This window comes from Fibrisoma montanum, assembly GCF_003583365.1.
Lineage (GTDB): Bacteria > Bacteroidota > Bacteroidia > Cytophagales > Spirosomataceae > Fibrisoma > Fibrisoma montanum.
Map to the genome: position 1 here is coordinate 440,833 of NZ_QXED01000004.1, position 26,792 is coordinate 467,624.

The 26,792-nt window shown below is 53.9% G+C and carries 12 protein-coding genes; 8 read left to right on the forward strand and 4 right to left on the reverse strand.

Annotation, left to right across the window (positions count from 1 at the left end; translation table 11 throughout):
• Positions 1-52 precede the first annotated feature (52 nt).
• From DYU11_RS15815 to DYU11_RS15830, 4 genes are all read left to right on the forward strand, one after another.
• Positions 53-1,741 (forward strand): PA14 domain-containing protein, encoded by a 1,689-nt coding sequence (locus DYU11_RS15815; RefSeq protein WP_119668665.1) that lies wholly within the window; start codon positions 53-55, stop codon positions 1,739-1,741.
• Positions 1,742-1,780: 39 nt separating this feature from the next.
• Positions 1,781-3,817, forward strand: a complete 2,037-nt coding sequence (locus DYU11_RS15820; RefSeq protein ID WP_119668666.1) for a plastocyanin/azurin family copper-binding protein — start codon at positions 1,781-1,783, stop codon at positions 3,815-3,817.
• 119 nt (positions 3,818-3,936) lie between these two features.
• On the forward strand, positions 3,937-4,464 hold the full coding sequence (locus tag DYU11_RS15825; protein ID WP_119668667.1) for a hypothetical protein: 528 nt from the start codon (positions 3,937-3,939) through the stop codon (positions 4,462-4,464).
• A 97-nt stretch (positions 4,465-4,561) separates the two neighbouring features.
• Positions 4,562-5,887, forward strand: a complete 1,326-nt coding sequence (locus tag DYU11_RS15830; RefSeq protein ID WP_119668668.1) for an adenylate/guanylate cyclase domain-containing protein — start codon at positions 4,562-4,564, stop codon at positions 5,885-5,887.
• 3 nt (positions 5,888-5,890) lie between these two features.
• On the opposite strand, the gene DYU11_RS15835 is transcribed toward DYU11_RS15830, so the two are convergent.
• The 3 genes from DYU11_RS15835 to DYU11_RS15845 form a co-directional block, all read right to left on the reverse strand.
• Positions 5,891-6,556 carry a DUF2461 domain-containing protein gene (locus DYU11_RS15835; RefSeq protein ID WP_119668669.1) on the reverse strand — a complete coding sequence of 222 codons (666 nt, stop codon included), beginning with the start codon at positions 6,554-6,556 and terminating at the stop codon, positions 5,891-5,893.
• Between the two features lie 48 nt (positions 6,557-6,604).
• Positions 6,605-10,255, reverse strand: a complete 3,651-nt coding sequence (locus DYU11_RS15840) for a BamA/TamA family outer membrane protein (protein WP_119668670.1) — start codon at positions 10,253-10,255, stop codon at positions 6,605-6,607.
• A 92-nt stretch (positions 10,256-10,347) separates the two neighbouring features.
• Complete coding sequence (locus tag DYU11_RS15845; protein WP_119668671.1) at positions 10,348-11,235, reverse strand: SdiA-regulated domain-containing protein; 888 nt, start codon at positions 11,233-11,235, stop codon at positions 10,348-10,350.
• A 63-nt stretch (positions 11,236-11,298) separates the two neighbouring features.
• Between DYU11_RS15845 and DYU11_RS15850 the strand changes: the two genes are divergently transcribed.
• The gene (locus DYU11_RS15850) at positions 11,299-12,507 is read left to right on the forward strand and encodes a Pycsar system effector family protein (RefSeq protein ID WP_119668672.1); all 1,209 of its coding nucleotides are present in this window, start codon (positions 11,299-11,301) and stop codon (positions 12,505-12,507) included.
• Between the two features lie 113 nt (positions 12,508-12,620).
• Positions 12,621-13,994: a M28 family metallopeptidase gene (locus DYU11_RS15855; RefSeq protein ID WP_119668673.1), complete on the forward strand. Its 1,374-nt coding sequence runs from the start codon at positions 12,621-12,623 to the stop codon at positions 13,992-13,994.
• A gap of 244 nt (positions 13,995-14,238) precedes the next feature.
• Here the strand turns inward: DYU11_RS15855 and DYU11_RS15860 are convergent, their stop codons facing one another.
• Positions 14,239-14,745, reverse strand: coding sequence for a hypothetical protein (locus DYU11_RS15860; RefSeq protein ID WP_147367949.1), 507 nt, complete (start codon positions 14,743-14,745; stop codon positions 14,239-14,241).
• A gap of 1,325 nt (positions 14,746-16,070) precedes the next feature.
• Here DYU11_RS15860 and DYU11_RS15865 point away from each other — a divergent pair.
• On the forward strand, positions 16,071-22,754 hold the full coding sequence (locus tag DYU11_RS15865; protein ID WP_310589478.1) for a polyketide synthase: 6,684 nt from the start codon (positions 16,071-16,073) through the stop codon (positions 22,752-22,754).
• Positions 22,755-22,760: 6 nt separating this feature from the next.
• Positions 22,761-26,792 (forward strand): non-ribosomal peptide synthetase, encoded by a 4,032-nt coding sequence (locus tag DYU11_RS15870; protein ID WP_119668676.1) that lies wholly within the window; start codon positions 22,761-22,763, stop codon positions 26,790-26,792.

Below are 26,792 nucleotides of genomic sequence, written 5' to 3' on the forward strand. Positions count from 1 at the left end.
TCAAAGAAAACGAACCGTGTCTGCTTTTTAACTAAACTCAGTATCTATTCCTATGATAGTATTCCGAAAATGGCTCCTGGGCAGCCTGGCGGCCGGATGGCTCAGTAGCGTGGCTGTTACGTTCGCTCAGGCACAGGCCGATTTGCCGGCAACACCCGTGGCTCAGCTAACCCGTCCGGCCGGCTGGCAGCTGGTGGGAGCCGTAGCGGCAGGACCCGGCAGTGGTTCTCTGAAAACCCAGCCCGGTACGACCATATTGACAGGAACCCGCGAGCCGCTGACGTTGCTTAAACCTACGGACGATTTTCGGATGCGCTTCGACGTATTGATGACGGCCAATTCGGATGTGTTGCTCACCCTGCCGAGTGGTCAGCCGATCAGTTTTGCGCATTCGCTCGATCTGCCCCGGCTGTCGAAGGCGCCCGGACTGTGGCAGACCGTTGAGGTGTGGTATAAGATGGGTGGGCCAAAAGAAAACGACATCCTCGAAAAACTGGTTCTGAATGGCGTTACCGTCCGCGAAGGGCAGATTCTGAGCGGCCGAACCGCCAACGCAGTGACCCTAATGGATAAGAACGGTACCGTAGCTGTTCGAAATGTAGGCTCCCGAACCATGATGCCGCGTGATGTGGCCCGGTGGAGCGGCCCTGTGAGTTATACCATCGTAGAAGGAGGGTATATCCAGGATCCGGCGGAGGCTGCCCGGAAGAAAGTGCTGAAACAGGACACGACGGCCCTGCTGAACTACGAAGTTGCGTACGGTCAGCCGCGTCAGTATACGCTGCTTTTCAACGGCAAACTGAATGCGCTTCAGGCGGGTGAGTACCAGTTCGACCTGAATCAGGGCGGGGTAGCTGCTTTGTGGGTCGATGGCAAAGAGGTGATTCCTGTCAGCCACCGGGAACTGGGCCAGTCGAGTACGGGCAACGTCACTCTGTCGGCCGGTCCGCACGATGTTAAGGTGTATTTTTCCCGGTCGTGGTTCCGGCCGGGACTGGGCCTGTTTGTCTCGCAGGCCGGTACGCGTCCGCAGCCCCTCCACGCGCTGGCGTCGCTGCCCGAACCGGATCCGGTGGGGGCCATCAGCGTGCAGGCCAAAGCCCGGCCGGAGCTGATCCGCTCGTTTGTGCAGGTGCCGGGCGAAACAAAAAAACGAACCCACAGCCTGTCGGTTGGTACGCCCGCCGGGATGCACTACACGCTCGATCTGAACCAGATGGCGCTGTTGCAGGTCTGGAAAGGCGATTTTGCCAACGCCACGGAGATGTGGTATGAGCGGGGCGAGCCGCAGCTGCTGTCTCCGCTGGGAGTCACCGTCCACCTGCCCGCCCAGACGGCGCTGATGACGCTGAACGACGAAAATGCCGCCTGGCCCGATAGCGCCGATGAAAACGCACTTCAGTACAAGGGTCTGATGGTCGATAAAGACGGTATGCCGACTGTTGAGTACGGCCTGGCGGGGGCTACCGTAACCGAAACAATCCGTCCGGAGGGTAATGCCCTCGTCCGTACGCTGGCTTTGAAAGGCGAACCCCGGGGAACCATCTACTGCCGTCTGGCGGCCGGGGCGTTGGAAGAAGTCGAAAAAGGGGTGTACGCGATAAACGACCGGCGGTATTACGTCCGGTTTGACCCGAAAGCAAAGGCGAAACTACGTCAGGTGGCCGGGAGGCAGGAGTTGCTGTTGCCCGTTGTCCTGAAAAACGGCGCCGGCTCGGTGCAGTATTCAATTGTGTTCTAACCTACCTGAGCAGGTCTGGCATCTGTTCGCTGAATAGCCATGAAACAAGTCCTATCTTTTTTTCTTGCCGCTCTTCTGTTCGTGCCCGCGTTTGCGCAACGCCCGGCTACGGAAGAGGACTATTACCGCATCGTAACGTTGCCCATTCCGGAAGACATCAAGCTGGAAGTGGGTGGACTGGCTCCCATGCCCGATGGACGGCTGGCGGCCTGTACGCGCCGGGGTGAGGTCTGGATCATCGGTAATCCCTACATGCAGGGTAGCCGCGTACCAACGTTCAAGCGGTTTGCTGCGGGACTGCACGAGCCGCTGGGCTTACTGTACCGGTCGGGCGGGCCCGATGGCAGAGGGTACTTTCTCTGTACGCAGCGGGGCGAGGTTACCAAGCTCGTTGACAATGACGGCGACGACGTAGCGGATGAATACCGGTCGTTCTACAAATGGCCGCTGTCGGGGAACTACCACGAATACTCATACGGCCCGGTGCTGCTGCCCGATGGCGACATGGTCATCACGCTGAACCTCGACTGGATCGGCTTCGGGGCCAGCCTGGCCAAGTGGCGCGGCTGGATGCTGAAGCTGAACGACAAAGGCGAGATGACACCCTGGGCAACGGGTTTGCGTTCGCCCGCGGGCTTCGGCGTGTTGCGCGACGGGAGCATCTTCTACACCGAAAACCAGGGCGACTGGGTCGGCTCGGGCCGGATGACGCACCTCGAAAAAGGTGATTTTGCCGGTAATCCGGCGGGTCTCCGCTGGAGCAGCGAACCCGGATCACCGCTGGCGCTGAAGCCGGAAGACGTACCGAGCACGGGCAAACCCATGCACGAAGTGGCCAAAACGATCAAGAACCTGAAAGTGCCGGCCGTGTGGTTTCCGCATACGCTGATGGGCATTTCAACGTCTGACTTTAAGGAAGATACGACGAATGGCGCGTTTGGTCCGTTTTCCGGCCAACTGTTCGTAGGCGACCAGGGACACAGCAAAATCATGCGCGTCGCCCTGGAGAAGGTCAACGGCGAATGGCAGGGGGCCTGTTTCCCCTTCCGCGAGGGCTTCCAGTCGGGTATTATCCGTACCGTCTGGGGGCAGGATGGCTCCATGTTCGTTGGACAAACCAGCCGGGGCTGGTCGGCAACCGGGAAAGACCCGTACGGCATTCAGCGGCTGGTCTGGACCGGCAAGACCCCGTTCGAAATAAAAACCATTCGTTCGAAACCCGATGGCTTCGATGTGGAGTTTACCCTGCCCGTCGACCGCAAAACGGCCGAAAATCCGGATTCGTACAGCCTGAACAGCTTTACGTATAAATACCACAGGACCTACGGCAGTCCCATCGAAGACGCCCGGCCCGTGCCGATTCGGGGGGTAATTGTCTCGGCCGATGGCCTGACGGCCCGCATTGTGGCCGATACGGTCCTGCGCGAAGGCTACATCCACGAAGTGAAAGCCGAGGGCGTACGGTCGGCAGCTGGAAATCTGGCGTTGTTGCACCCAACCGGCTACTACACGCTCAACGCCATTGCCCCCGGCGACAAAGCGAACGTAGCGGCCCGCCCAAAACACGACCACAGCGCCATGATGGCGACAGCCTCGACAAAGCCCGAACCCCCCGTTAACAAAAATAAAGTAGGCAAGGCGGCCGTAGCAGCGGTTAAAAACGCCAAGCGCATCACCGACCTGCCCACCGACTGGACCAACGGCCCCGACCAGACGATCACGGTCGGGACGAAGCCGGGCCTGAAGTTCGATACCGAAAAGCTGGAGGTGAAAGCCGGCAGCCGCGTGAAACTGGTGTTCAACAACAACGACGACATGCTGCACAACTGCGTCATTGTGAAACCGGGAACGGCCAACGCCGTCGGGAACGCAGCCCTGCGGCTGAACCTCAACGGCCCGAAAATGAACTACGTACCGAACTCGGCCGACGTGCTGTACCACACGAACATCCTCCAGCCCGAGAGCGCCGAGAGCATCTATTTCGTAGCCCCAACCGAGCCCGGCGATTATCAGTACGTCTGTACCTTCCCCGGCCACTCGTCGCTGATGCAGGGTACGCTGAAGGTAGTGAAGTAGGTTGAAGTAAGTCAACTTGAACGGTAGTCCAAGCAAGAGATGGCGCCTTTTGATAGGTTGTCATCTCTTTTTACATAAAATTAACTTGCTAAAACGGCGCGCTTATTCGTTTACTCGGTATGCGAAACGCTTTACTGCTCACCATTCTCCTGTTCATAGCCATCACTACCCAGGCGCAGCGCCGTCGGGACGATACGTCTCACTACCGATCGCAGCCTATTCCAGCCCATCTGCTGCCCATCGAACGGGCGCTTGGTTCGTCGGCCCTGGGCAGTGTGTACTATTATGGCGGCAAGAAGCTTTCGTCGCCCTTTTCGCTGGAAGTCCCTTTTTACGAAATCGACGACCCCGCCGTCAGCCGGCATTTCCGGAATTTTCGCACCTGGACAACGCTCAGCCGCCTGACCTCGCTGGCTACGCTGGCTTATGTGCTGGTTAACAACAACGGGCGGAAGGGCGCTTACTGGACCGTGTACGGCGGTTCCATTGCGGCTGCGCTGACGTTTACGATCATTGGTAACGGCCAGGTCAACAAGGCCGTCACGCGGTATAACCAGCTGCTCCGTCAGCCCCGGGTTGGCTTGTCGACCGCACCCATGCCGAATGGCCAGGTGGCCGTGGGAGTTGGGGTGGCCTATGGTTTCTAAAAGAACACATCGCCTGCGGATAAAGAGATAAGGAAACGTGTGAATCAATCAGAGCAGAGGATTGTTACGTCAACGTAAACAGCGCCTTCCTCATGAAATGACCTTTCCGTTCCTATCTGCTCCAAGCACAATCATTGAACCGTATTTTCAGGAACATTTTGCCGATGAAAGCCTGAAACGGGAGGTTCAGCGAGCCACCGCACTATCGGCCATTTTTCTGGTCGTTACGCTGCTGCAGGTGATTTTTCTCCCGGTGCTGCACCGGATGCACCTCATTAGTTTTCCCGACCGGCCGCTGTTAAGCATTGCGCTGTACTTCGTCGGTATGAGTCTGTACGAGCTGGGCGTCAGGCAGTTTTTGAAAACGCAGTTGCAGACGCACATCAGCGTGCCGACCATCTTCAAGTTTGGTAACGCTACGTTTGAGATTACGTCCATTACGCTCATCATGTACGTCGTTTCGCGGCACCTCAGCGAACCTTTGCTGATTACCCATAGCCCGCTGGTGTACATCTACATGTTCTTTATCATCTTATCGACGCTCCGGCTGAATTTCTGGCTATCGATCTATACCGGATTTATTGCGGGGCTCGAATTCATACTGCTCTGCTGGTTCATTGCCGAACCTGCGCCGATGATGCTCACTGACTTTACGGTTATTATAGCATCACCATTCCTGTACGTAATCAAGGGTGTATTGCTGGCGCTGGGGGGCGTTGCGGCCGGCTACGTGTCCCGGCAGATTCGATCGAGCATTACCGACACCATCCGCGCCACCGAAACTGAGCAGAAAGCGGTAGCGCTCTTTGGCCAGCAGGTATCGCCCGAAATTGCCAGGGCGGTGCTCGAACAGCAGGGAAATTACAAAAGCCGCCACATGCAGGTCGCGGTCATGTTTCTGGATATCCGGGATTTTACCCGCTACGCCAGCCGCCATACGGCCGAGGAGGTAATGGACTATCAGAATGCCTTTTTCGGAATCATTATCCGTATCGTTGAGCAGTACCATGGTGTAGTGTACCAGTTTCTGGGCGATGGCTGCATGATCACCTTCGGGGCTCCTGTCGAAACCCAAAACCCTGCCGAGATGGCCGTTCAGGCTGGATTCGCCATTCTGGACGCGATTGAGCAGGCCAACGCCGAGAAACTCATGGTACCCACTACGCTCGGGATCGGCATTCACGTCGGCGATGCGGTCGTGGGCAACATTGGTACCGAAACCCGGCAGCAATACTCCGTAACGGGTAGTGTGGTGATCCTGGCCGCCCGAATCGAACAGCTTAATAAGGAGTGCCACACGCAATTTCTCGTCTCGCGCGAAGTATTCGATGCGCTGAGCAAGCCGCCCGAAACGGCGCGGGTGCTCGGCCCGACCTTTGTGAAAGGAGTCGACGAGGAAATTGAGTTGTACGCTCTGTCGTGATCGCTACGTCAGCGCCCGGTTGAAAAAATGCACCAGTGGCTGCAGGCCTTCAAACGCGCCCAGCACCTTTTGAGGGAAGTCCGGTTTGGTCAGTGCCGAATCCGGCAGGTTGTGAGCAGCCGTAAAACTTTTCAGTTTGAGGTAACTGATGGCCGGGTTATCGGCGTCGTAGCCTTTGGGCGGGCGTTGAAGGGCACCGTCCTGATCGAGACCATCGTAGTACGCTTTGAAGGTCGGTTGCGCCAGTAAGGCTTCAAAATCAGCCAGGTTATAATCGATCTCCTGTCGAAGGGTGGTCAGCACCTTCGCGTCGGGCATGTACATCCCCCCGGCCACAAATGAGCCGCCCGGTTCGATGTTCAGGTAATACCCGGCCGAGGGCGACTGCTTGCCGCCGGCATTAAACCACGCTCCGAAATTAGTTTTGTAGGGGGATTTGTCCTTGGAGAACCGAACGTCGCGGTTGATGCGAAACATGCAGGATTTGGGTTGCAGGTTCGATTCGGCAATGGCGGGGTCCAGGCGCTCCAACCCGGCAAGGACAACCGTAACCAGGTGCAGAAAGTTGGCGCGGGCGGCCTCGTAGGCTGGCCGGGTCGCGTCGAACCACGGTTTGTTATTGTTGTTTTTGAGATCGGCGAGGAACGACAGCGTTTCGGGTTTCAACATGGAATCGAAGATTGAAAATAAGTATAGCTAAAAACGTCAGTTTTAAACTTAAAAGAAAAATCCTACCCGCAGCATGGGAATCCGATCCTCGCGCGACAGGGCGTACAGCACGGAAATAACCGCCGTGTTGTAAGGCGCCAGCCAGATACCCCCACCGTAGCCGTGGTGCCAGACCCGCGAGGTTTCGTCTGTATACCAGACCCGCCCTACGTCGTTGAACGCGACCAGACCCGCATAGGCCGGAAACAGGTACGTCTTGATGGTAAACAGTTGCAGTCGAAGATCAAGGTTGTGGTAGAACGCCTGATCGCCCGAAAAGCGGGTCCGCCGAAAGCCCCGCAGGTTCGTTAGCCCACCGAGCGTACTGGCCTGGAAGAATTCATACCGGTCGCTGAGGTTCAGGCTCGTTCCAAAGCGGGTCGCGATGGTTAAAATAGACGGCAGGCGGATACTGCCGTAAAAAGCGATCTCTGACTGAAGCTGCGTGAACGACCTGGATTGATCGTTGAGGCCCCGGTAGCCGGTAAACTGGGTTCGCCAGAATACCCCTCGCGTAGTCAGCAATGAATTGTTCCGGGTATCGACCGTAAAGCCTGCCTTCAAACCACCGTATAGAAAGGAGCTGAACAGCCGCTGCCCATCCGGAATGGACTGGGCGTAGTCCTGAATGAATTTAGGCTGATCGTCCTCCAGCTCAACCCGTTCGATGGCCGGACCGTAGAAGAACCGTGCTTTGCCGACCCGATGCTGCAGCAGCGTCGACAGGCCCCAGTTCTCGAACCGAACGCGGTAGTAATTAACGCCCCGCTCCTCTTTGTTAAATACGGTTTCGTTGCCCAGCCCAAAGAAATTCTGTACAAAGTTGGGGGCCTGAATAGTCCCGTTGATGACCAGATCCGTACGGCCGATCAGATCCGTAAACGTACCGTCGTAGCGGAAGTTATAGGCATTCGTGGCAAAGGCGTAGTTACCCGTAAAGCGGTGCTGCTGCGCAAACGGTTCTTTTCGGAATCCCTGGGTTCGTCGCAAAATCCCCCCGCCGATAAACAGCCCGTCGTCGGGGTTGAGCTGAACCGACAGCAGCGGCATGGTCAGGTTGTATTTAAACGCCAGCCGGTCGTACGTATTGACGGCTTTGTCGTCGGAGAGCAGGCTGCGGGTTTCCGGCCCTCCGGTCAAAGTCGTGTTTTTGCGCAGGTCATACACGCGGGTTTTACGGACCATGCCTCGTACCGACGAACTGTCGAGAATAGCATCGTCGCCTTTACCACCGACGATGCGGACCAGACTGCCAGCGGGCGCATTGCCATGTACGACAAACCGGTCGGCGCCCCCCAGACCGTAGAGCCGCACTTCCTGGGTTTCGGTTGGGTCGAACGTACGGCTGTAGAGTTGTTTGCCGGCCTGCCCTTCGTCGGTGAGCTTGAACATCACGACGTCCGTCCGTCCGTCGGGTCGGCGGGTTACGTTGAATAGTTCGTCTTTGTCGCTGCCGACTACGTCAACGGCTTTGGCCAGAAATCGGTACTGCTGATCGGCGTAGCGGGCCAGGTCCATTCGGCGCTGGCGCAATTTAGCCACCATATCGTGGGCACTTAACGAGCGGGCGGGCTCTGGAAGCTGCCCCATAGCGAGGTCAATAACCGAATCAGTCAGCGCCTGCTTTAGCGAGTCGGCTATGGTGAGCCAGTCGGCGCGGTTGGGCTCGGTCATGAACGTACGGTCGAAGAAACGGGCGTTGGTATTCAGACCCGGTACGTCGCGGATGGTAAAGTCGAATCCCTGGAATTTGGGCAACAGCCACCGCCGGGTAGCAATGGCCGGTATGATGCCCTGGTTGACGAAGAATGCCTGGTCGCGATCCCGGGGAATCGGTTCGAACGTACTACCCTTACCGGATTTGAAACTGGCCCAGCGCCATTGGTCGTCGTGGCGGTCCCAGTCGCCTATCCACATATCGAACAGCCGGGCGCGCACAACCGATCGCTGGTTGACCCGGTTGTCGTTGTCGTCCTGAAGTTTGTCGAGCAGCTTGGCGGTGCTGTAGGTTTTCGTTGTATTACCAAACAGGCCCGTTCCTTTATAATTGCCATCGGCCCGTTCTTCGAACAACATCAACGTATTGGCGAACAACCGCTGGTACTCGCCCAGCGACGTATCGTTGGGTGTCACGACCACCTGCGGGTGCGTATGCAGTAGCCCGGCGGCTTCGGCCAGTGGAGCCACCGCCAGGGCTCCGAACGGGTGTTCTGCCGAAATCTGGTCCTGTACAATGTCATTTACCACCCCGCTACGGATGGCGGCCGGAATGGCTTTGGCCGGGTATTTCTCGATGGACCGGAGCGCAAACTCACGCTCGTTTCTGTCAACAAGCTGCAACGAAAGCGTTTGCATACCCCCTCCGCGTTTGGTTGGGGTAAGGCCGCGCGCGTTTATGTCGATGACAGGCAGGGTGTAAGGCTGCGCCCAGACCGCCCGGTAATTGCGGCCAAGCCAGAATTGCCGACCCGGACCGGCTGCGTAATGACTGCCCGGCACAATACGTACGCTGTCGCGGAGCTGGCCAGCCGAAGTCTGCCCGGCCGAAGGCAGTACGGGCCGCAGGTGAATGGCCGTTTTGTATAGAAGCTGCCCCGTTGGGTTGCCTGCTTCGGGGGCAAAAAAGGAAATTCTGACGGAATCGCCCGCCACAAAATCCAGTCTGGCAAACCCCTGTTTTTCAACGGCAAACAACGATTCGCGTCCCATGCTGACGTGTGAGTGCTTGGAACCACTGCCGCTGGTGAGGTAGTGCAGGCTGTCATGGCCAATCAGTTGCAGGTTATGATCGTGTCCGTTAACGTAAATCAGGTGGCGGTACTTGCTGAAAACCGCTACCATGCCATTTTGCATCTCTTTATACACCGGGTTCGGAATGTCCTGAAGGTTGCCAAACACCGAACGATAGACCGGATAGATAGACCCGATCACCGGCAGCGGCAGGTACAGCCATTTTCGTGATGCCGTCAGGGGAAACAGATGATCTTTGAGCGTGAAATACCCACCGTGCTCACCCCGGCTGTACATGGGGTGATGGCCGGCTACAACAACCCGCCGGTGCCGGTTGCGGTATAGCATATCGTCCAGCTGGGTCAGAAAATCGGGCAGGGTTTTAGCGCCACAATCCGACTCTTCGCCCGGCTTGTTCCACGGAAACAGCCAATACTGCGTATCGACCAAGATCAGGGTCAGTGAGTCGGAGAGGGAGATTTCCACGGGGCCGGGGCAACCGTCGTGCGGAAAAAAGACGTCTTCACGGCCGGTATATTGCCGAACAAAATCCTGCTGGTTTCGAATGCGCTGCCAGCCGTCGCGCCGACCTTTGTCCCAGTCGTGGTTGCCGGGAATGGCGAACATCCGGCCTTTAAACGCTTTCTGCAGATCAAGCTGGTCGCGGAGCCGCCGTTCAGCTTCATCCCGGCCGGGCTGATCGGCATCGGGTAAACCAAACTGGTAGACGTTATCCCCCAGCAAAATCAGCGAACTGTTCGGCCCCGTGGCCGCCAATTGGGTGCGCAGCGTAGTCAGCACCGGATCGCCACCGGCTTTGGGTGCGCCCGCATCACCCAGCAGAAAGACGGTGTAGGTAGGCGACTGCGCCTGTACGAGCTTGAAGCAACAGCCAATAAAAAAGATAATTAAACGTAAATGGCGGATCATAGCTACCGAACGTAGGTCACGGATAGATACCAGAGGTAGAAGAAACTAAGCTGGCGTGTCTGTAGTACCGGGAGCCTGAGCATATCGGGCCGTTACCTGGCGGTAAACCGGAGCAGATATCCATTTTCGTTTTTTCCTCCTTCGCTGGCAATGAACAGCGTTCCGTCCGGTGCAAAACAAATGCCCTCCGGCTGGCGGAACAATTGCTTATTTAACCCCACAGACGACAAAATCGTGCCGTTGGGTTTCGTAACAATCAACCGATGCCCAACCGATGCCAGTATGTAGTATTCGCCTGTTTTGGGATGCACAGCAATACCCGACGGTTTTACGTCGCCGGCAGAACCGCCTTCACCGGCAAATGCCCTGAGGTCGGCCTGTTTAAGAACGGGGCCTTTGTACATGGTTCCGTATTCAAGACCATAGTAATAAATAGGGCGATCTGAGCCACCGGCCGCGTCTTTCGTCGCCAGCAGCAGGGCTTTTAGTTTGGGGTCGTAGCCCAGGCCTTCTACGTCATTTTTGCCAGGCAGTCCAATTTTTATGTGCCGTACCTGGGCTCCTCCGCCCCCGAGCGTCTTGATGCTGCCGTCAGACGGGGTGAAATGATAGATTTCGCCGTCGCTGCGGAGGGTATATAATTCGCCGTTGACAAACTCTACGCCTTCATAGTCACCTTTTCGGCCGAAAATCTGTTCATCAACTACGCGCTTCCGGTTGAGGTCAAAAATAAATACCACCGCCAGTTCGTCCTGAATTAATGCCAGCCGACCGGGTTTGTAGTAACTAAGACCGGAAACTTCCGTCAAATCACCGGTCAGATCGTATCGTTCAGCGGGTTTTGTGAGATCGTACGGAATGGGTGCACTGGTTTTGGCTGATTCGGTTGCTTCGCCCGACGATTTGCGGGATTGCTTACATCCGGAGAACAAACTGACGATCAGACTGGTAAGAATAGTCTGAATGAGAAAGAAACGCATATAGACAGTTACTTTTTGCACGTTAAGTAATAACTTTCAGACAAGTATAGCGAAACAATCAGCATGATAGCGGAAGAAACATCGTTACTGTCCCAGACACGAGCCTATGCTGAATCGGTTCTGGGGCAGATATCTCCGGATTATACCTACCACAACCTGTCGCATACGCAGGCGGTGGTGGAGTTTGCCGATGAGATTGCCGTTCAGGAAGGACTGTTGGATACCGACCGCGAAACGGTATTGATTGCGGCCTGGCTCCACGATGTTGGCTACCGCAAAAGCTGCGATAACCACGAAGCTATCGGGGTTGACATGGCTCGTCCGTTCCTGATTGAACATAGCGTACCGACCGACCGGATTGAGCAGGTTGTTCGTTGTATTGAGGCCACCCGGATGCCGCAGAACCCCCGGGGCGACCGGCTGGCTGCCGTACTCTGCGATGCCGACATGGGGCATCTGGCGGCCAGTGACTTTGCCGAACGAAGCGAGATGCTTCGAAAAGAATTAAAGCAGACCGGCGTTAAAATAGGGAAGAAAAAATGGCTTAAAAAAACAGCCGAGCTCATTGAGCATCATGAGTATTTTACGGCCTATGCCCGTCAGACATTCGAACCACGTAAGGTTGCTAACCTGGCCAGGCTCCAGCGCCAGATCGCCGAACAGAAAGACGATGACAAAGACGAAATAGGTTGGCCCGACGAGCGGGCGGATGTTGATCCGAAAGCAGAGAAAGGCAAAAGCCGTCGGCCGGAGCGGGGGGTTGAAACTATGTTTCGGCTGACGTCGCAGAACCACTTCCAGCTCAGCGCCATGGCTGATACCAAAGCGAACATCATGATTTCCATCAACACCATCGTCGTGTCGTTGGTACTGAGTATTCTGCTACGGAAGCTGGAGGAGTGGCCCATGCTGACGCTGCCGACGGCGCTGCTGACCATCACCTGCGTGCTGGCAACGGTACTGGCCGTACTGGCAACCCGCCCGAACGTAACGACCGGGCGATTCTCACGGGCCGATATTGAGAATAAAACGGCCAACCTACTGTTCTTCGGTAATTTTCACCGAATGGAGCTTGACGATTATGAGTGGGGCATGCGTCACATGATGAATGACGCTGATTTTCTCTATTCCAGCATGACCCGCGATATTTATTACCTCGGCAAAGTGCTGGGCCGGAAGTACAAGCTGCTGCGCTGGTCGTATACCGTGTTTATGGTCGGCTTTGTGCTGTCGGTGCTGGCGTTTGCAGGGGCGGCTTATCTAAGCCGATAGCCTACTCAACCGCTTCGTATCTCAAAACACGCTTTCCGTCTTTGTTGCTTAAAAAGCACAGGCTCCGGCTTGTGCTTTTTTCGTAGCTTCGCCCTGCCTAACCAATGTGCAGCATGAAAAAACCGATTATTCTTCTCTTTTCTATTCTTTTTACTTCGTATTCCTTCGGACAGACTGTAAGTATTGAGCGAGATCCCCAAATCGCTGAACTGGTGGCTCAGGTATCAGCCGATAGCCTGCGGGCCCACGTCAACGGACTGGTCAGTTTCGGTACGCGTCACACGCTCAGCACCACAACTGACAAGAAAAAAGGGATCGGCGCAGCCCGGCAGTGGATTCTGGGTAAGTTTCAGCAATACGCAAAGCAGTCGGGTGGGCGACTGACGGCCACCCTGGATACGTGGACGCTCCAGCCCGATGGCCGACGTATCGACAAGCCCGCTGATATGGGCAACGTAATGGCGACGCTGAAAGGTACTGACCCCAACGACAACCGTGTTTTCATCGTTCAGGGGCACATGGATAGCCGCGTAACCAACGTCATGAACCGCGAGTCCGATGCGCCGGGTGCCAACGACGACGGGTCGGGAACGGCCGCTGTCATTGAACTTTGCCGGGTTATGAGCAAGGCGCAGTTTCCGGCAACGGTCATCTTCGTCACTCTGACCGGCGAAGAGCAGGGCCTGCTGGGTGCCGAGCACCTGGCCGAACGCGCCATCAATGAAAAATGGAACGTTGATGCCGTCCTGAACAACGATATCATGGGGTCTAACCACAGCAACGAGACCAGAATCATCGATAATACCCGGCTGCGGGTGTTCAGCGAGGGATTGCCCGCCAGTTTGCTGAGAGACAGCACCGGGCGGATTGGCCAGATCCGGCAGTTTGGCAACGAAAACGACGGTAAAGCCCGCACACTGGCCCGCTACGTGAAAGAAGTTGGCGAACGCTACATTGAGAATCTGGAGGTAGTAATGATTTACCGGAATGATCGGTACCTGCGCGGGGGCGATCATACGCCCTTTGTGCAGCGGGGCATGGCGGCCGTTCGTTTCACCGAAATGAACGAGAACTATGATCACCAGCATCAGGATTTACGGGTCCAAAATGGAACCGAATTCGGTGATTATGCCAAATTTATGGACTTCGATTACCTGCGAAAAAATACGGCGCTTAACCTGGCCTGCCTGGCGAACCTGGCCAAATCACCGTCCGTACCCGAAAAAGTTACCATCGACGTACGGAATCTAACCAACTCAACCGCGTTGTACTGGCAGGCTCCTAAAACAGCGACGGGCCGTAAAGTACGTGGTTACTACGTGCTTATGCGCGAAACACACTGGCCATTCTGGCAAAAGAAATTCTTTACAACTAAACTGGGTATGACACTCCCGTACTCAAAAGATAACTATTATTTCGCCGTGCAGTCGGTAAGCGAAGATGGTAATGAAAGCCTGCCGGTTTTACCGGTACCGAACCTTCGGTAAGTGCGAATTGCGCCTGTTCTGCCGAGAAGTAAGGCTGTAGCAAAGTAAAATAAACAACCAAATTAGAAGCGCCACGACGTTTATCAGAGATGATAAATGCCGTGGCGCTTTATGCTGCGTGTAAGTTAATCAAATGTTTAACCGTAAGGATTAATACTATGAACTACTTGTATAAATTTCTATTCTAAACTTAATAAGTTAGTAAATACAGGGAATTATAAAATTAGAATAAATGTGAACGTTGTTAAAGGTACCGATGAGTGGCCGGCCGGTAGTAAACTGTGTCGACCATGGGGGATTTAGGCTGTTCAAATATGTATCGACGGCGACAGGCGCGCAGTTGCTTTATCGACTTTTGCGAAACGTTGAAGTAGCAGTTTACCCCATCTCGTTCGTATATGAACCCTTCACCAATCATGGCTACAATCACTTCACCCTGGCATAATTTATACCCCAAAGCGTCTTCAATCCAGGTTTTAAGCCGGTAACTATTCGTGTTAAGCTGAATAGTTTTAATCGGAACGAGATGTTCACGAACCAAAGCCCGTACCGCTTCGATACGATCAGTGCGAAAACTGTCATCACGTTGTTTGTTGAAGCCAGCTTTGAATCCATTGACGTCCAAGTCAGATGGTACCGAAACACCAGCAACTGTAATACGCGGAAATGGAGTTGCTCCCATAATACTAAAAATAGTTACGTTACGATGAACAAAATCTGGAACTTCTGAAATTAAGTCAGTCTTTTGCAAGTCTAAAGTTTAGACTAAAGGAACGAAGGGAGGTAACAACAAAAACTTTTTTTTTATGAAATGCCCTGATGAAAGTTTAGATTAATAAGTGTGTAAATAATAATTGGAAGTAAAAATTACGGTAAATACATGTTCGTATTCGCTCCTATAAACTGCTTAAGGTTACCGTATAATCGAGTTTCTATCAGTCTTCGTTATATGAATTGAGTTGTTGAATTAAGGACTTAGAACTAAGCAGAAAGCCTTTTGAATCACAAACTTTCCCTTGTGGGTTGAACGACAACTCAAGTCCTGCTCATCTTTTATTTTCTATATTTTAAACAGTTTTGTAAATGTCTGAGCCAATCAGTGTGTGTTTTGATTTGAAAGTAAATAAAGTTTGTAAATAGCAAATGAAGTATTATCTACTTTTTGAATAAGGTACATAGTTTTGATTTATTTTATTTTTTGTTTGTATGAGTTACAAATGTTCGTCAGTTCTTACTAAATGATTAGTTTAATTCGTTAAGAAAGAGCTTTCTATAAAAAATATAAAACTGGTATTTTTATAAGTCTTCGTATGATTTTTACTTTAAATAGTAAATTTTTTAACTTTTTTTTAATCATCTTTTAATACGGTGCTTTGAATAGATACGCAGGAAAATTTATAAAAATTATTGTTAATAATCAATTTTATGTTTCTATAATATTAAATTTGACACGTAACTAGATGCTATATAAGGTAATGAATAGACAAAAGACTCGTGTAAAACTGTCGAAATCTGTTAAAAATGAAAACGCTTAAATTTCCATCGTAAAAAATATTTAATAAATATTGACATGTTACTGCCACTGATCCATAAACCAACAGTGAGTTAGATATTGACCGTACTAAATGGACAGTTGTTATATGGAAAGTAAAGTAAGAAAGGTGATACAAGTCAACGTTAGCTCACCTGCTGGTTAGCAAAAACCAGTAGACATAAACACAGAGAAATAGAAGCCTGACATTAACGGAAGAAAATCGCGTACGTCAAAAAGAAGCATATACAATCAGACTTAAGAGCCAGGCAAGTGAGAGAGTTAGCGTTAATGCTCGTGATAGTTGACATAAAATTGTTTATGACTTTAGTAGGTTAGGTAACTAAAATACTCGTATAAATCCGATACTCTTTACGATTGGTAAGGCATTTATAAATTAAATACTGAAATAAGATAACGACCGACACCTTATTTCGTCTAAAGAAATGGGGTTGTTCTTTTATAAAGCAGCCATACGGATAATATAGATTTTGATGAGCGATTTTATACAAAACTTCACGCCTGGCGGACAGATATCCACGAAATTGCTTGTTCATCAACTTTTCGATCTGCAAGCGTCGTCCTCACCCGATGCAATTGCTGTCATTGATGGCGACCGAACGGTCTCATTCAGCGAACTGAATCAGCGGTCGTCGCAGCTGGCTGGTATATTAATTCAGAAAGGCGTAAAGAAAGAAGATATTATCGGCATCTGTCTTGACCAATCGGTTGAAATGGTAACGGCAGTATTAGCGATCTTAAAAGCGGGCTGCGCGTTCGTTCCAATCGATCCGCAACATCCGGCCGAGCGAATCGTATTTATTACACAGGATACGGCTACGAAAATTCTGTTAACAAATACGGTTTATTCCCCCGCCATTCAATTCGCTTGTCGCGAAAATTCATTGGTTTCAATTCTAACTATTGACTACCAGCAACCAGCTGTTTATACTAATGCTTCATCAATAACCAGTGTTGAGGTCGGCCCTGCTAATCTGGCTTATGTGATTTATACATCTGGTTCGACCGGGAAGCCAAAAGGGGTTTTAATCGAACACCAATCAATTGCCAGCTACATCCGAAACAGCATTCAGGCGTATGCTTCCAATGAAACTACACCTAGTTCGTACGCGCACCTGACCTTATCCTTCGACGCTTCATTGACGGCCTTATTTGTGCCTCTGGTTACCGGAAAAACCATGGTGATAAACCGGGCAAAAGCACTCGATGCTTTTGATAATGAAGCGTTTGTAAAACAGGCTCCTTATGACTTTCTGAAACTGACACCCGCCCAGTTGTTTCTGCTCGAAAAAGCAAAAAATGAGCAGGCGAAATTCGCGGCCCGTAAACTTGTCGTGGGTGGTGAAGCGCTTTACCCGCGGCATTATCAATTCCTGGCCGACAGCGGAGTGGAGGTTGAATTAATCAATGAATATGGTCCCACCGAAGCGACTGTAGGTTGCATTACGTACACGTTTGCAGCGTCGGCTGATGTACCGGTTTATCAGAACGGTTTGTTGATTGGTAAGCCGATGCCGAATGTATCCATTTACATTCTGGACGAAAACCGACAGCCGGTTGCGGACGGCGAACGGGGTGAAATTTACATCGGCGGTGTGCAGGTCGCCCGGGGATATCTGAACCGCGATGAACTGACTCGGGAGCGGTTTCTGTCCGATCCGTTTCTGGGGCAGCCGGGCGCGAGAATGTATAAATCGGGCGATGCCGGCCGCCGACTTCCTGATGGCAACATCGAATACCTGGGCCGGATCGACGAACAGGTGAAGATTCAGGGGTATCGGATTGAACTCGGTGAGATTGAAAACGTACTGCTCCAGCATCCGGATGTCGTTCAGTGCGCCGTGAGTGTGGTCGATAATGAGATGCTGGAAAAACGGCTGGCTGCTTATTACGTGAGCCGCACGGCCAATCTCGAACGTAGTGACCTGATCAAGTTTTTAACCAGTCGGCTACCCGCTTACATGGTGCCGGCTTTATGGACAAAACTCGACAGCCTCCCGCTGTCCGTCAACGGGAAAGTCAACCGTCAGTTGCTGCCAAAACCAGAATCCAAGCGGTCGGCATTCAATACTCCTTACGTAGCGCCGGTTTCGGCTATCGAGAAAAAGATCGCCACTATCTGGGCTTCGGTGCTGGGCTTCGACAAAGTTGGCCTGACTGATAATTTTTTCGAACTGGGCGGTACGTCGCTGTTGAGTGTGCAGTGTGTGGCGTTGCTCAAGCAGGAATGCCGGATCGATATATCGGCTACCCGGTTGTTTCAGAATCCCACCATAAAAGCACTGAGTCGCTTTCTTGATCAGGAAAAAGAAGGAAAAAAGGCGAAGAAGTCAGGTAAATCCAGCCCGCGACAGGTGAACCGGGATGTGGCCGTGATTGGTATGGCCGGACGGTTCCCGGGGGCAAACTCCATCGACGAACTGTGGTCGGTGCTGAGCCAGGGGAAAGAAACCGTTCGCTTCTTTACCGATGCCGATATTGACCCAAGCCTGCCAACTGCGCTTCGGAATGACCCCAGCTACGTAAGCGCCCGGGGTGTTTTGGAGCAGGCGGATCAGTTCGATGCGGCTTTCTTTGGCATACCGCCCCGGGTGGCCGAACTGATGGACCCGCAGCAACGCATTTTTCTGGAAGTAGCCTGGGAGGTGCTGGAGCAGACCGGCTATCTACCCGGCCAGTACGACGGCAACGTTGGCGTTTATGCCGGATGTGGAAACAATACGTACTACATCCATAACGTCCTACCAAATCGAGAACTCGTCGGTCGGCTGGGCGATTTTCAGGTGATGGCGCTGAACGAAAAGGATTACATTGCCTCCCGCACGGCCTACCAGCTAAACCTGACCGGGCCGGCGGTGAGTGTCTATTCGGCCTGCTCCACCTCGCTGCTGGCCATTACGCAGGCGGTCGACAGCATTCGCCTGGGGCACTGCGATCTGGCGCTGGCCGGGGGGGCCAGTGTTACGTCGCCCGTGAACAGCGGGCATCTGTATCAGGAGGGCGCTATGATGAGCCGCGACGGGCACACCCGCTCGTTTGATGCGGCCGGAACCGGTACGGTGTTCAGCGATGGAGCCGGGGTGGTGCTGCTGAAAAGTGCCGACGCTGCCCGGCGCGACGGTGACCGAATCTTCGCAGTTATCAAGGGGGTAGGCGTCAACAACGATGGAGGGGGTAAAGGTAGTTTTCTGGCCCCCAATGCCGAAGGGCAGGCTGGGGCGATCCGGAAAGCAATTGACGACGCAGCCGTGGCTCCGGCCACTATCCAATACGTTGAAGCCCACGGAACGGCTACCCCGCTGGGCGATCCGATCGAAATTGAGGGCTTGAAACTGGCGTTTGGTCCCCAGGCCGAAACGCAATACTGCGCCCTGGGGTCGATCAAGAGCAACATCGGGCACCTGACGCAGGCAGCAGGCGTGGCTGGTTTTATCAAGGCTACCCTTGCGTTGTATTACCGGCAAATCCCGCCCTCGCTGGGCTACGACCGGCCCAACCCATCGATAGACTTCTCCGACAGCCCCTTCTACGTCAACACGGAACTGACCGATTGGGAGTCGGCAACGGTACGTCGGGCGGGGGTTAGTTCGTTTGGGGTCGGTGGCACGAACGTACACGTTGTGCTGGAAGAAGCCGCAAACACGAACCCCGAATCAGGCCCCGGCCGACCGTTTGAACTGATTACCTGGTCGGCCCGGTCAGCAGCGAGCCAGGATGCGTATGCGTACGTACTGGCCGATCACCTGGGGCGGCAAACACAGCAAAAACTGGCCGACGTGGCTTACACCTTACAGACCACCCGCCCCGATTTTACCCATCGTCGGTTTGTGGTAGCGGCCACCACCAGCGAGCTGATCGATACGCTGCTGGCTGATCATACGCCGGCTAAACGTCTGGAAGAGGCCCCCGACGAAGTTGTGTTCATGTTTCCCGGGCAGGGGTCGCAGTACCTTATGATGGGCCGCGAACTGTACCTGAACGAACGAACGTATCGCCAGGCGGTGGATGAATGTGCCGCATTACTGCAGGAGTATCTGGAAACAGACATTCGCGAGGTCATATTTCCGAAAGAAAATAGTCCGGCGGCTGAAGAGCGGCTGAAAAATACCCGCTATACACAGCCGGCTTTGTTTGTGACCGAGTATGCTTTGGCGCGTCTTTGGGAAAGCTGGGGGATTCGGCCGTCGATATACTGTGGACACAGCATCGGTGAATTTGTTGCAGCTCACCTGGCCGGTGTCTTTACGCTGGCGGACGCGCTCCGTTTGATTGCAACCCGGGGCCGGTTGGTGAGTCAATTGCCCCGGGGCAGCATGTTGTCGGTACGGATGGAGGCCGAACAGGTGAGCGCCATCATGCCGGGTACTCTGAGCATGGCCGCTGTCAACAGCCCCACGTTGTGCGTGGTGGCGGGCCGGGATGAAGACGTCGCCACGTTTGCGATGCAGCTTGATAAGCTGGAAATTCCCAATCAGGTGCTGCAAACCAGCCACGCGTTCCATTCCGATATGATGGAGCCAATTGTGAGTGAATTTGCCGGCATTGTCGGGCAAATACCGTTGCGTAAACCCCAGACTCCGATCGTCTCGACGGTAACGGGCACGTGGTTAACCCCCGAACAGGCAACGGATCCGGCTTACTGGGCCAACCACCTGCGCGTAACGGTTCGGTTCTCGGATGCTTTGCAGACGCTGATGCAGCGGAAACCATTGCTGCTGGAAGTAGGCCCAGGCCATGTTACGACCGTGCTGGCCCGGCAGCAGGCAGGCGCCCGGCAGGATTACGTACTGACCAGTCTGGAACCACGCCGGACCTATACGAGTGAATACCAATCGATACTGAAAGCCCTCGGTCAGTTATGGCTTCAGGGTATAGAGCCGGACTGGAACGCGTTTTACGCCGATCAGAAACGGGATAAAGTAAGGTTACCGACCTATGCGTTTGACCGGAAGCGTTGCTGGGTTGATCCACTGCCTATTGCTTCGCCCGCGATACCTGAACCGGTCCTTACAGTCAAAATACAGGAAACACATTCAATTGAGCCAAGCTATACCTATCCACCCGAGCAACCCATGAGAAAACATGTACTCATCACGAAAGTCAAGGAGATTCTGGAAAACGCGTCGGGCATTGAACTCGACGGCGTTACGCCCGATATGAGTTTTCTGGAAATCGGCTTCGATTCGCTGCTGCTAACCCAGATCGCCATTACGTTAAAAAAGGAATTTAAGCTGCCCATTACGTTCCGTCAGCTCAACGGAGAGTATGCGACACTGAACCTCCTGACCGATTTCCTGGATCGTGAACTACCGGCTGATACGTATGCACCCCAGCCTATTGCGCAGCCGGTACAGCCGGTTCCGGCTCCCGTACCAGCCAGTGCGCCCATGCACGCACCGGTTATGCACACGACCCCTCCCGTTTTGCTGCCTGACGGTACCGATTCGGCGCTGGGACTGATTGCTCAGCAGCTTCAGATTCTGGCTAAGCAGGTAGCGCTCCTGCAGGGCGGGCAACCGGCGATGCCGATACCGGTGCCAGCCGCTCCGGTTCATGCACCCGCTTCGGTACCGCAGTTTTCGAAAAAACCGGAGGAGCTATCGACGGCCAAAACCGGCAGCGAGTTAACCCCGGAAGAGGTGGCCGAACTGAAGAAACCATTCGGGGCCACGGCCCGGATTGAGCGGCAGGCTACCGAACTGACGAACCGGCAACAGGCATTCCTGCAGCAGCTCATTGATGCGTATACGCAGAAGACGGCGGGCAGTAAGACGTTTACACAGACGCACCGGGCGCACATGGCAGACCCGCGGGTTGTGTCGGGCTTCAAACCTCTGACCAAAGAAATTGTCTATCCGATCGTTGTCAACAAATCCAGAGGCAGTCGCCTGTGGGACGTCGACGGGAATGAATACATTGATGCACTGAATGGCTTTGGCTCCAACATGCTTGGCTACCAGGCCGACGTCATCAGGGAAGCACTTCATCAACAGATTGAACATGGCTTCGAAGTCGGCCCGCAGCACCAACTCGCGGGCGAGGTATGTAAGCTGGTCTGCGAATTCACGGGCTTCGACCGCACGGCCCTCTGCAATACCGGTTCCGAGGCTGTGCTCGGGGCTATGCGGATTGCCCGTACCGTAACGGGCCGGTCGCTGATCGTTGCTTTTTCGGGCTCATACCATGGCATCGTCGACGAAGTAATCGTTCGGGGTACCAAACAGTTGAAGTCGTTCCCGGCGGCTTCGGGGATCATGCCTGAGTCGGTGCAGAACATGCTGATTCTGGACTACGGTACGCCCGAGAGTCTGGCCATCATCAGGGAACGGGCCGATGATATTGCGGCCGTTCTGGTAGAACCCGTACAAAGCCGCCGACCCGAATTCGTACCCATCGATTTTCTGAAACAGGTCCGGTCGGTAACGGCCGAAAGCGGTATCGCCCTGATCTTCGACGAGGTTATTTCCGGGTTCAGGATGCATCCCGGCGGAGCGCAGGCCCTGTTCGGTGTCAAAGCCGACCTGGCCTCCTACGGGAAAGTTGTCGGTGGCGGTTTATCCATTGGCGTCATATCGGGCAAGAAAGAGTTCATGGATGCGTTGGACGGGGGCTACTGGCAGTTTGGCGATGCATCGGTTCCCGAAGTTGGGGTTACGTATTTTGCCGGTACGTTTGTCCGGCACCCGTTGGCGCTGGCCGCGGCTCAGGCATCGCTACAATACATGAAAGCCAAAGGGCCGGCCCTGCAGAAAGGACTGACCGATAAGGCTACGTTCCTGGCGGGGATGCTCAATGCACATTTTACCCGGTACCAACTCCCGATGTTTGTCGCCCAGTTCGGGTCGCTCTGGAAGCTGAAATTTACGGAAGAGATACCCTACAGCGAATTGCTGTTCACGCTGATGCGCCAGAAGGGTATTCACATACTGGATGGCTTCCCGTGTTTTATAACGGAAGCGCATACCCCCGAAGACGTCAGCCTGATTGGGCAAACCATGATTGAGAGCGTCAACGAATTAGTGGAAGCCGGGTTCTTTAAAGCTACTCCGCCCGCCGGGGAGCCAGCCGATCGGCGGCCTTCGCACCATAGCTTTTCGGTACCCCCGGTGCTGGGTGCCCGGTTAGGGATGGATAAAAAGGGAAATCCGGCCTGGTTCGTTCCTAACCCGGATCAACCTGGTCACTATCTTCAGATCGAATTAAACTAGTTGGGAATGATTGCTAACTCTACTGCCTTAGAATTTATAGCTGTTGATTTCGATCCTTTCGCAGGACCTGAAATTGTTCGGGTAGCGCCATCCACCCAGCCTCAGGTAGAGATCTGGACATCCTGTCTGGTTGGTGGCGACGATGCCAACCGAGCGTTTAATGAATCCATTACGTTGCGGCTCAAAGGAAGCTTCAACCGGGTGGCTATGGAACAAGCCTTCTCGGCGCTTGTCCAGCGGCACGAAGCCTTACGGTCCGGGTTTAGTGCCGATGGCCGGTTTATCTGCGTGTACAAGTCGTTATCCGTACCGCTGATTTATCAGGATATCAGCCAACACCCGGCACCCGAACAGGAGCAGCTACTGGCCGACTACGTAAAGGCCGATGCGCTGCATCTGTTCAACCTACAGCAGGGGCCGCTTATCAAGGCTGGTCTCTTTCAGCTAACCCCCACCGAACACTGCCTTGTGCTGACGGCCCATCATATTGTATGCGACGGCTGGTCGATCGGGGTGATTTTACAGGACATCAGCGCACTCTATTCCGCATTTGCCCAGCATCAGATGCCTGCCCTGACCGAAGCGCCTGACTTCAGTCAGTACGCCGAGGAGCAGCTACGTTTTACCGAAAGCAGGGAATATACTGAGATCGAGACATTCTGGCTCGATCAGTTCAAAGGAAACGTACCCGTTCTGAAACTGCCGACTGACTTTGCGAGACCAGCACTTCGCAGCTTCAAAGGGCATCGGCAGGACTATGATCTGGACAACGAACTGGTAGCAGCCATTAAAAAGACAGGGCAGAAAGCCGGCTGTAGCTTTGTCGTAACGCTGATGGCGGCCTTTGAAGTGCTGCTGCATCGGCTGACGGGTCAGGACGATATCATCATCGGCTTACCAACTGCCGGACAAGCGGTTACTGACAACTACGGGCTGGTGGGCCACTGCGTGAATCTGCTGCCGCTGAGAAGCCGCCCGAGCCTGTCGCTTAGTTTTCACGACTACCTCCAGCAACGCCGGGAGGCTTTCTACGATGCCTATGAGCACCAGCAACTGACGTTCGGCAGTCTGCTCAGAAAACTCAAATTACCCCGCGATGCTTCCCGGGTGCCGCTTGTGCCTGTTACGTTCAATATTGACCTTGGTCTTGATGATGCGGTCGCGTTTTACGGGCTTGAGTATCAGCTGATCAGTAACCCCCGCGCCTTCGAAACGTTTGACCTATTTGTCAACGCTACGGATACTAAACGGGCCCTGACGCTCGAATGGTCGTTCAACACGCAATTGTTCAGGAATGAAACGATCGACCGCATGATGGCCGAGTTTAACAGCCTTCTGCAAGCGGTCGTATCAACGCCACAGACGCCCCTCAGCACTGTTCTTTCTACCGATAGCCTGCAGCACACCCAGCCCGTTATCAGTCAGCCTGTCGTAAAGTCGGTTGTTACCCCTGCCGATGAGACTTTACACCAGCTCATTGCCCAGACAGGGGCTACTCATCCCGAAAAACCGGCGTTGGTGTTTAACGGGCAGGCCGTCAGTTACCGCGAACTGAACGAAACGGCTAATCGGGTGGCGCACTACCTGATTCAGAACGGGGTAAAACCCGGTGATATCGTTGGGGTAGCGCTGGACCGATCGGTCAATTTGCTCGTTACGTTGCTGGCTGTTATGAAAGCAGGAGCCGCTTACCTGCCGCTGGACCCCGACTACCCGCACGACCGCCTTACGTTCATGCTTTCTGACGCGGCTTCCCGGCATTTCATTACGTCGAAAAAATACCGCGGGATGATCAGAAGCCAGTCCACCGAAGTGTTGATTGAATCGGCCATTGACGCATCGGCGTCGTATACCACTGATGAGCCGGACGTGGCCGTTGGGGGCAACGATCTGTCGTACATCATTTATACGTCGGGCTCAACCGGAAAGCCAAAAGGCGTTCTGATCCGGCATTCCGGCCTGATTAACGTACTAAGAGGGATTCAGACTGATCTTGGGGTGCGCCCCGGTGATCACTGGCTGGCCGTATCAACAATTTCGTTCGACATGTCGGTGCCTGAGTTGTTTCTGCCTTTGCTGGCAGGTGCAACGGTCGTTTTGGCTGGGGCCGAAATTGCCAAAGATGGCCGGGCGCTGCTACAGTTCGTCAAACAGTACGGCGTTACCATCATGCAGGCCACGCCAACTACCTGGAAGATGATGCTGGCTTCCGGTTGGGAGGACGCTGTACCCGTCAAAGTGCTCAGCGCGGGAGAGCCACTGTCAATAGACTTCGCTCAAAAACTGCTTCGAAAGTGTGAGTCGCTCTGGAATCTGTACGGCCCGACCGAAACGACAATTTACGCTACCGTAAAACAAATCCGGGAAAGTGATTCGGTTATCACCATTGGTAAACCAGTCGTCAACTACCAGATTTTTATACTGGATGAGAACCAGCGGGCCGTACCAGACGGTGCTGTAGGCGAGATCTACATCGGAGGCCCCGGTGTGGCGAAAGGCTATCTGAACCGGCCCGAACTCACCGCTGAAAAGTTCATTAACAGCCCAATCGATTCGTACAAAGGAATTTTGTATCGCACGGGTGATTTAGGCTTTATCACAAACGAAGGCGAAGTTCAGTGCCTGGGCCGTACGGATCATCAGATCAAAATCAGGGGGTACCGCATCGAAGCCGGCGAAATAGAACAGATACTGCTGGCTCAACCGGGCGTGAAAGAGGCCGTAGTGATTGCCCGCGAAGACCGGCCCAACGACCAGCGTTTGACGGCTTACGCGATTATGCAGCATCCGTTGCCGGAGAATGCTTTTAATCTGGAACTGGTTAAATGGAAATATGCGCTGCGGGCAGCGTTGCCCAGTTTTATGATTCCCGTCGATTATGTGCAGATGACGGCCCTGCCCATGACGCTCAACGGTAAAATTGACCGCAAGGCACTCCCCAGACCCAACGCCCATGCGCATACCAATGAAACCCCGTCTACAGCGCCGGTTTCTGAGCTTGAAAAGCTTATGACAGCCATCTGGGCTGAGGAAATTGGAATTAAAGACATCGGGGTTACGGATGATTTTTTTGAATTGGGTGGCCACTCGTTGACCGCCGTACACGTAATGACCAGGCTTGAGGAGGTAACGGGCAAACGGTTACCCCTCTCGACGTTGTTTGAACATCCGACGATCCGGCAACTGGCTGCAATCGTGGGAAGCGACAAAAAAGCAACCACCTGGAAATCGCTGGTGCCGATCAAGCCTACCGGCAGTAAAATGCCGGTGTATTTGATACACGGCGGAGGGCTGCACGTGCTGAATTTCAATTCGTTTGCGATGCACATGGACCCGGAGCAGCCGGTGTTTGGCCTGCAGGCGTTTGGGCTGCACGACGATGACGAACCGCTGGATAGTATGGAGGCTATTGCCGCGTTCTACGTCAGCGAGATAACGGCACAGAACCCAACGGGTCCCTATGCCATAGTTGGCTACTCCTTTGGTGGCTACATTGCCGTCGAAATGGCAAGGCAGCTAAAGCGGATGGGTAAGGAAGTGAAGCTGCTCGGGATGATGGATACCGATGCGCAGTCGAGCGTTTACCAATTGTTCGAGAGCCGTACGCTGAAGCAGAAGCTGATGCGTCAGGTAGTTAAAAGCAAGTCAATCGTCAAATCCTTACTTGGGCAGCCCTGGCAGACGTTTACGTACCAATGGCAGTATTTTCAGCAGTTGTTGAAATCCTGGTCAGAACCGGTGTCGCCCATTGCCGAAGTGCCGTCGGAACGTCTGGCGCAAAATCTGAAGCGGATCAACGAAAAGCACGAGGTTGCCTATCGAAACTATGTGATGAAGCCGTACGAAGGCACGATTCACCTCTTCAAAGCGGATATTGGCCCCTATTTCGGGAAAGCGTTTGAATACCTGGGCTGGGAGAAGTTTGCCACGAAGGGCGTCGAATTATATCATGTGTCGGGCAATCACCTGACGATGCTGCTGCCACCGTACGATAAGGAGTTTGCCCGTACGTTGCAGGATGCGCTGGACAAATGCTGA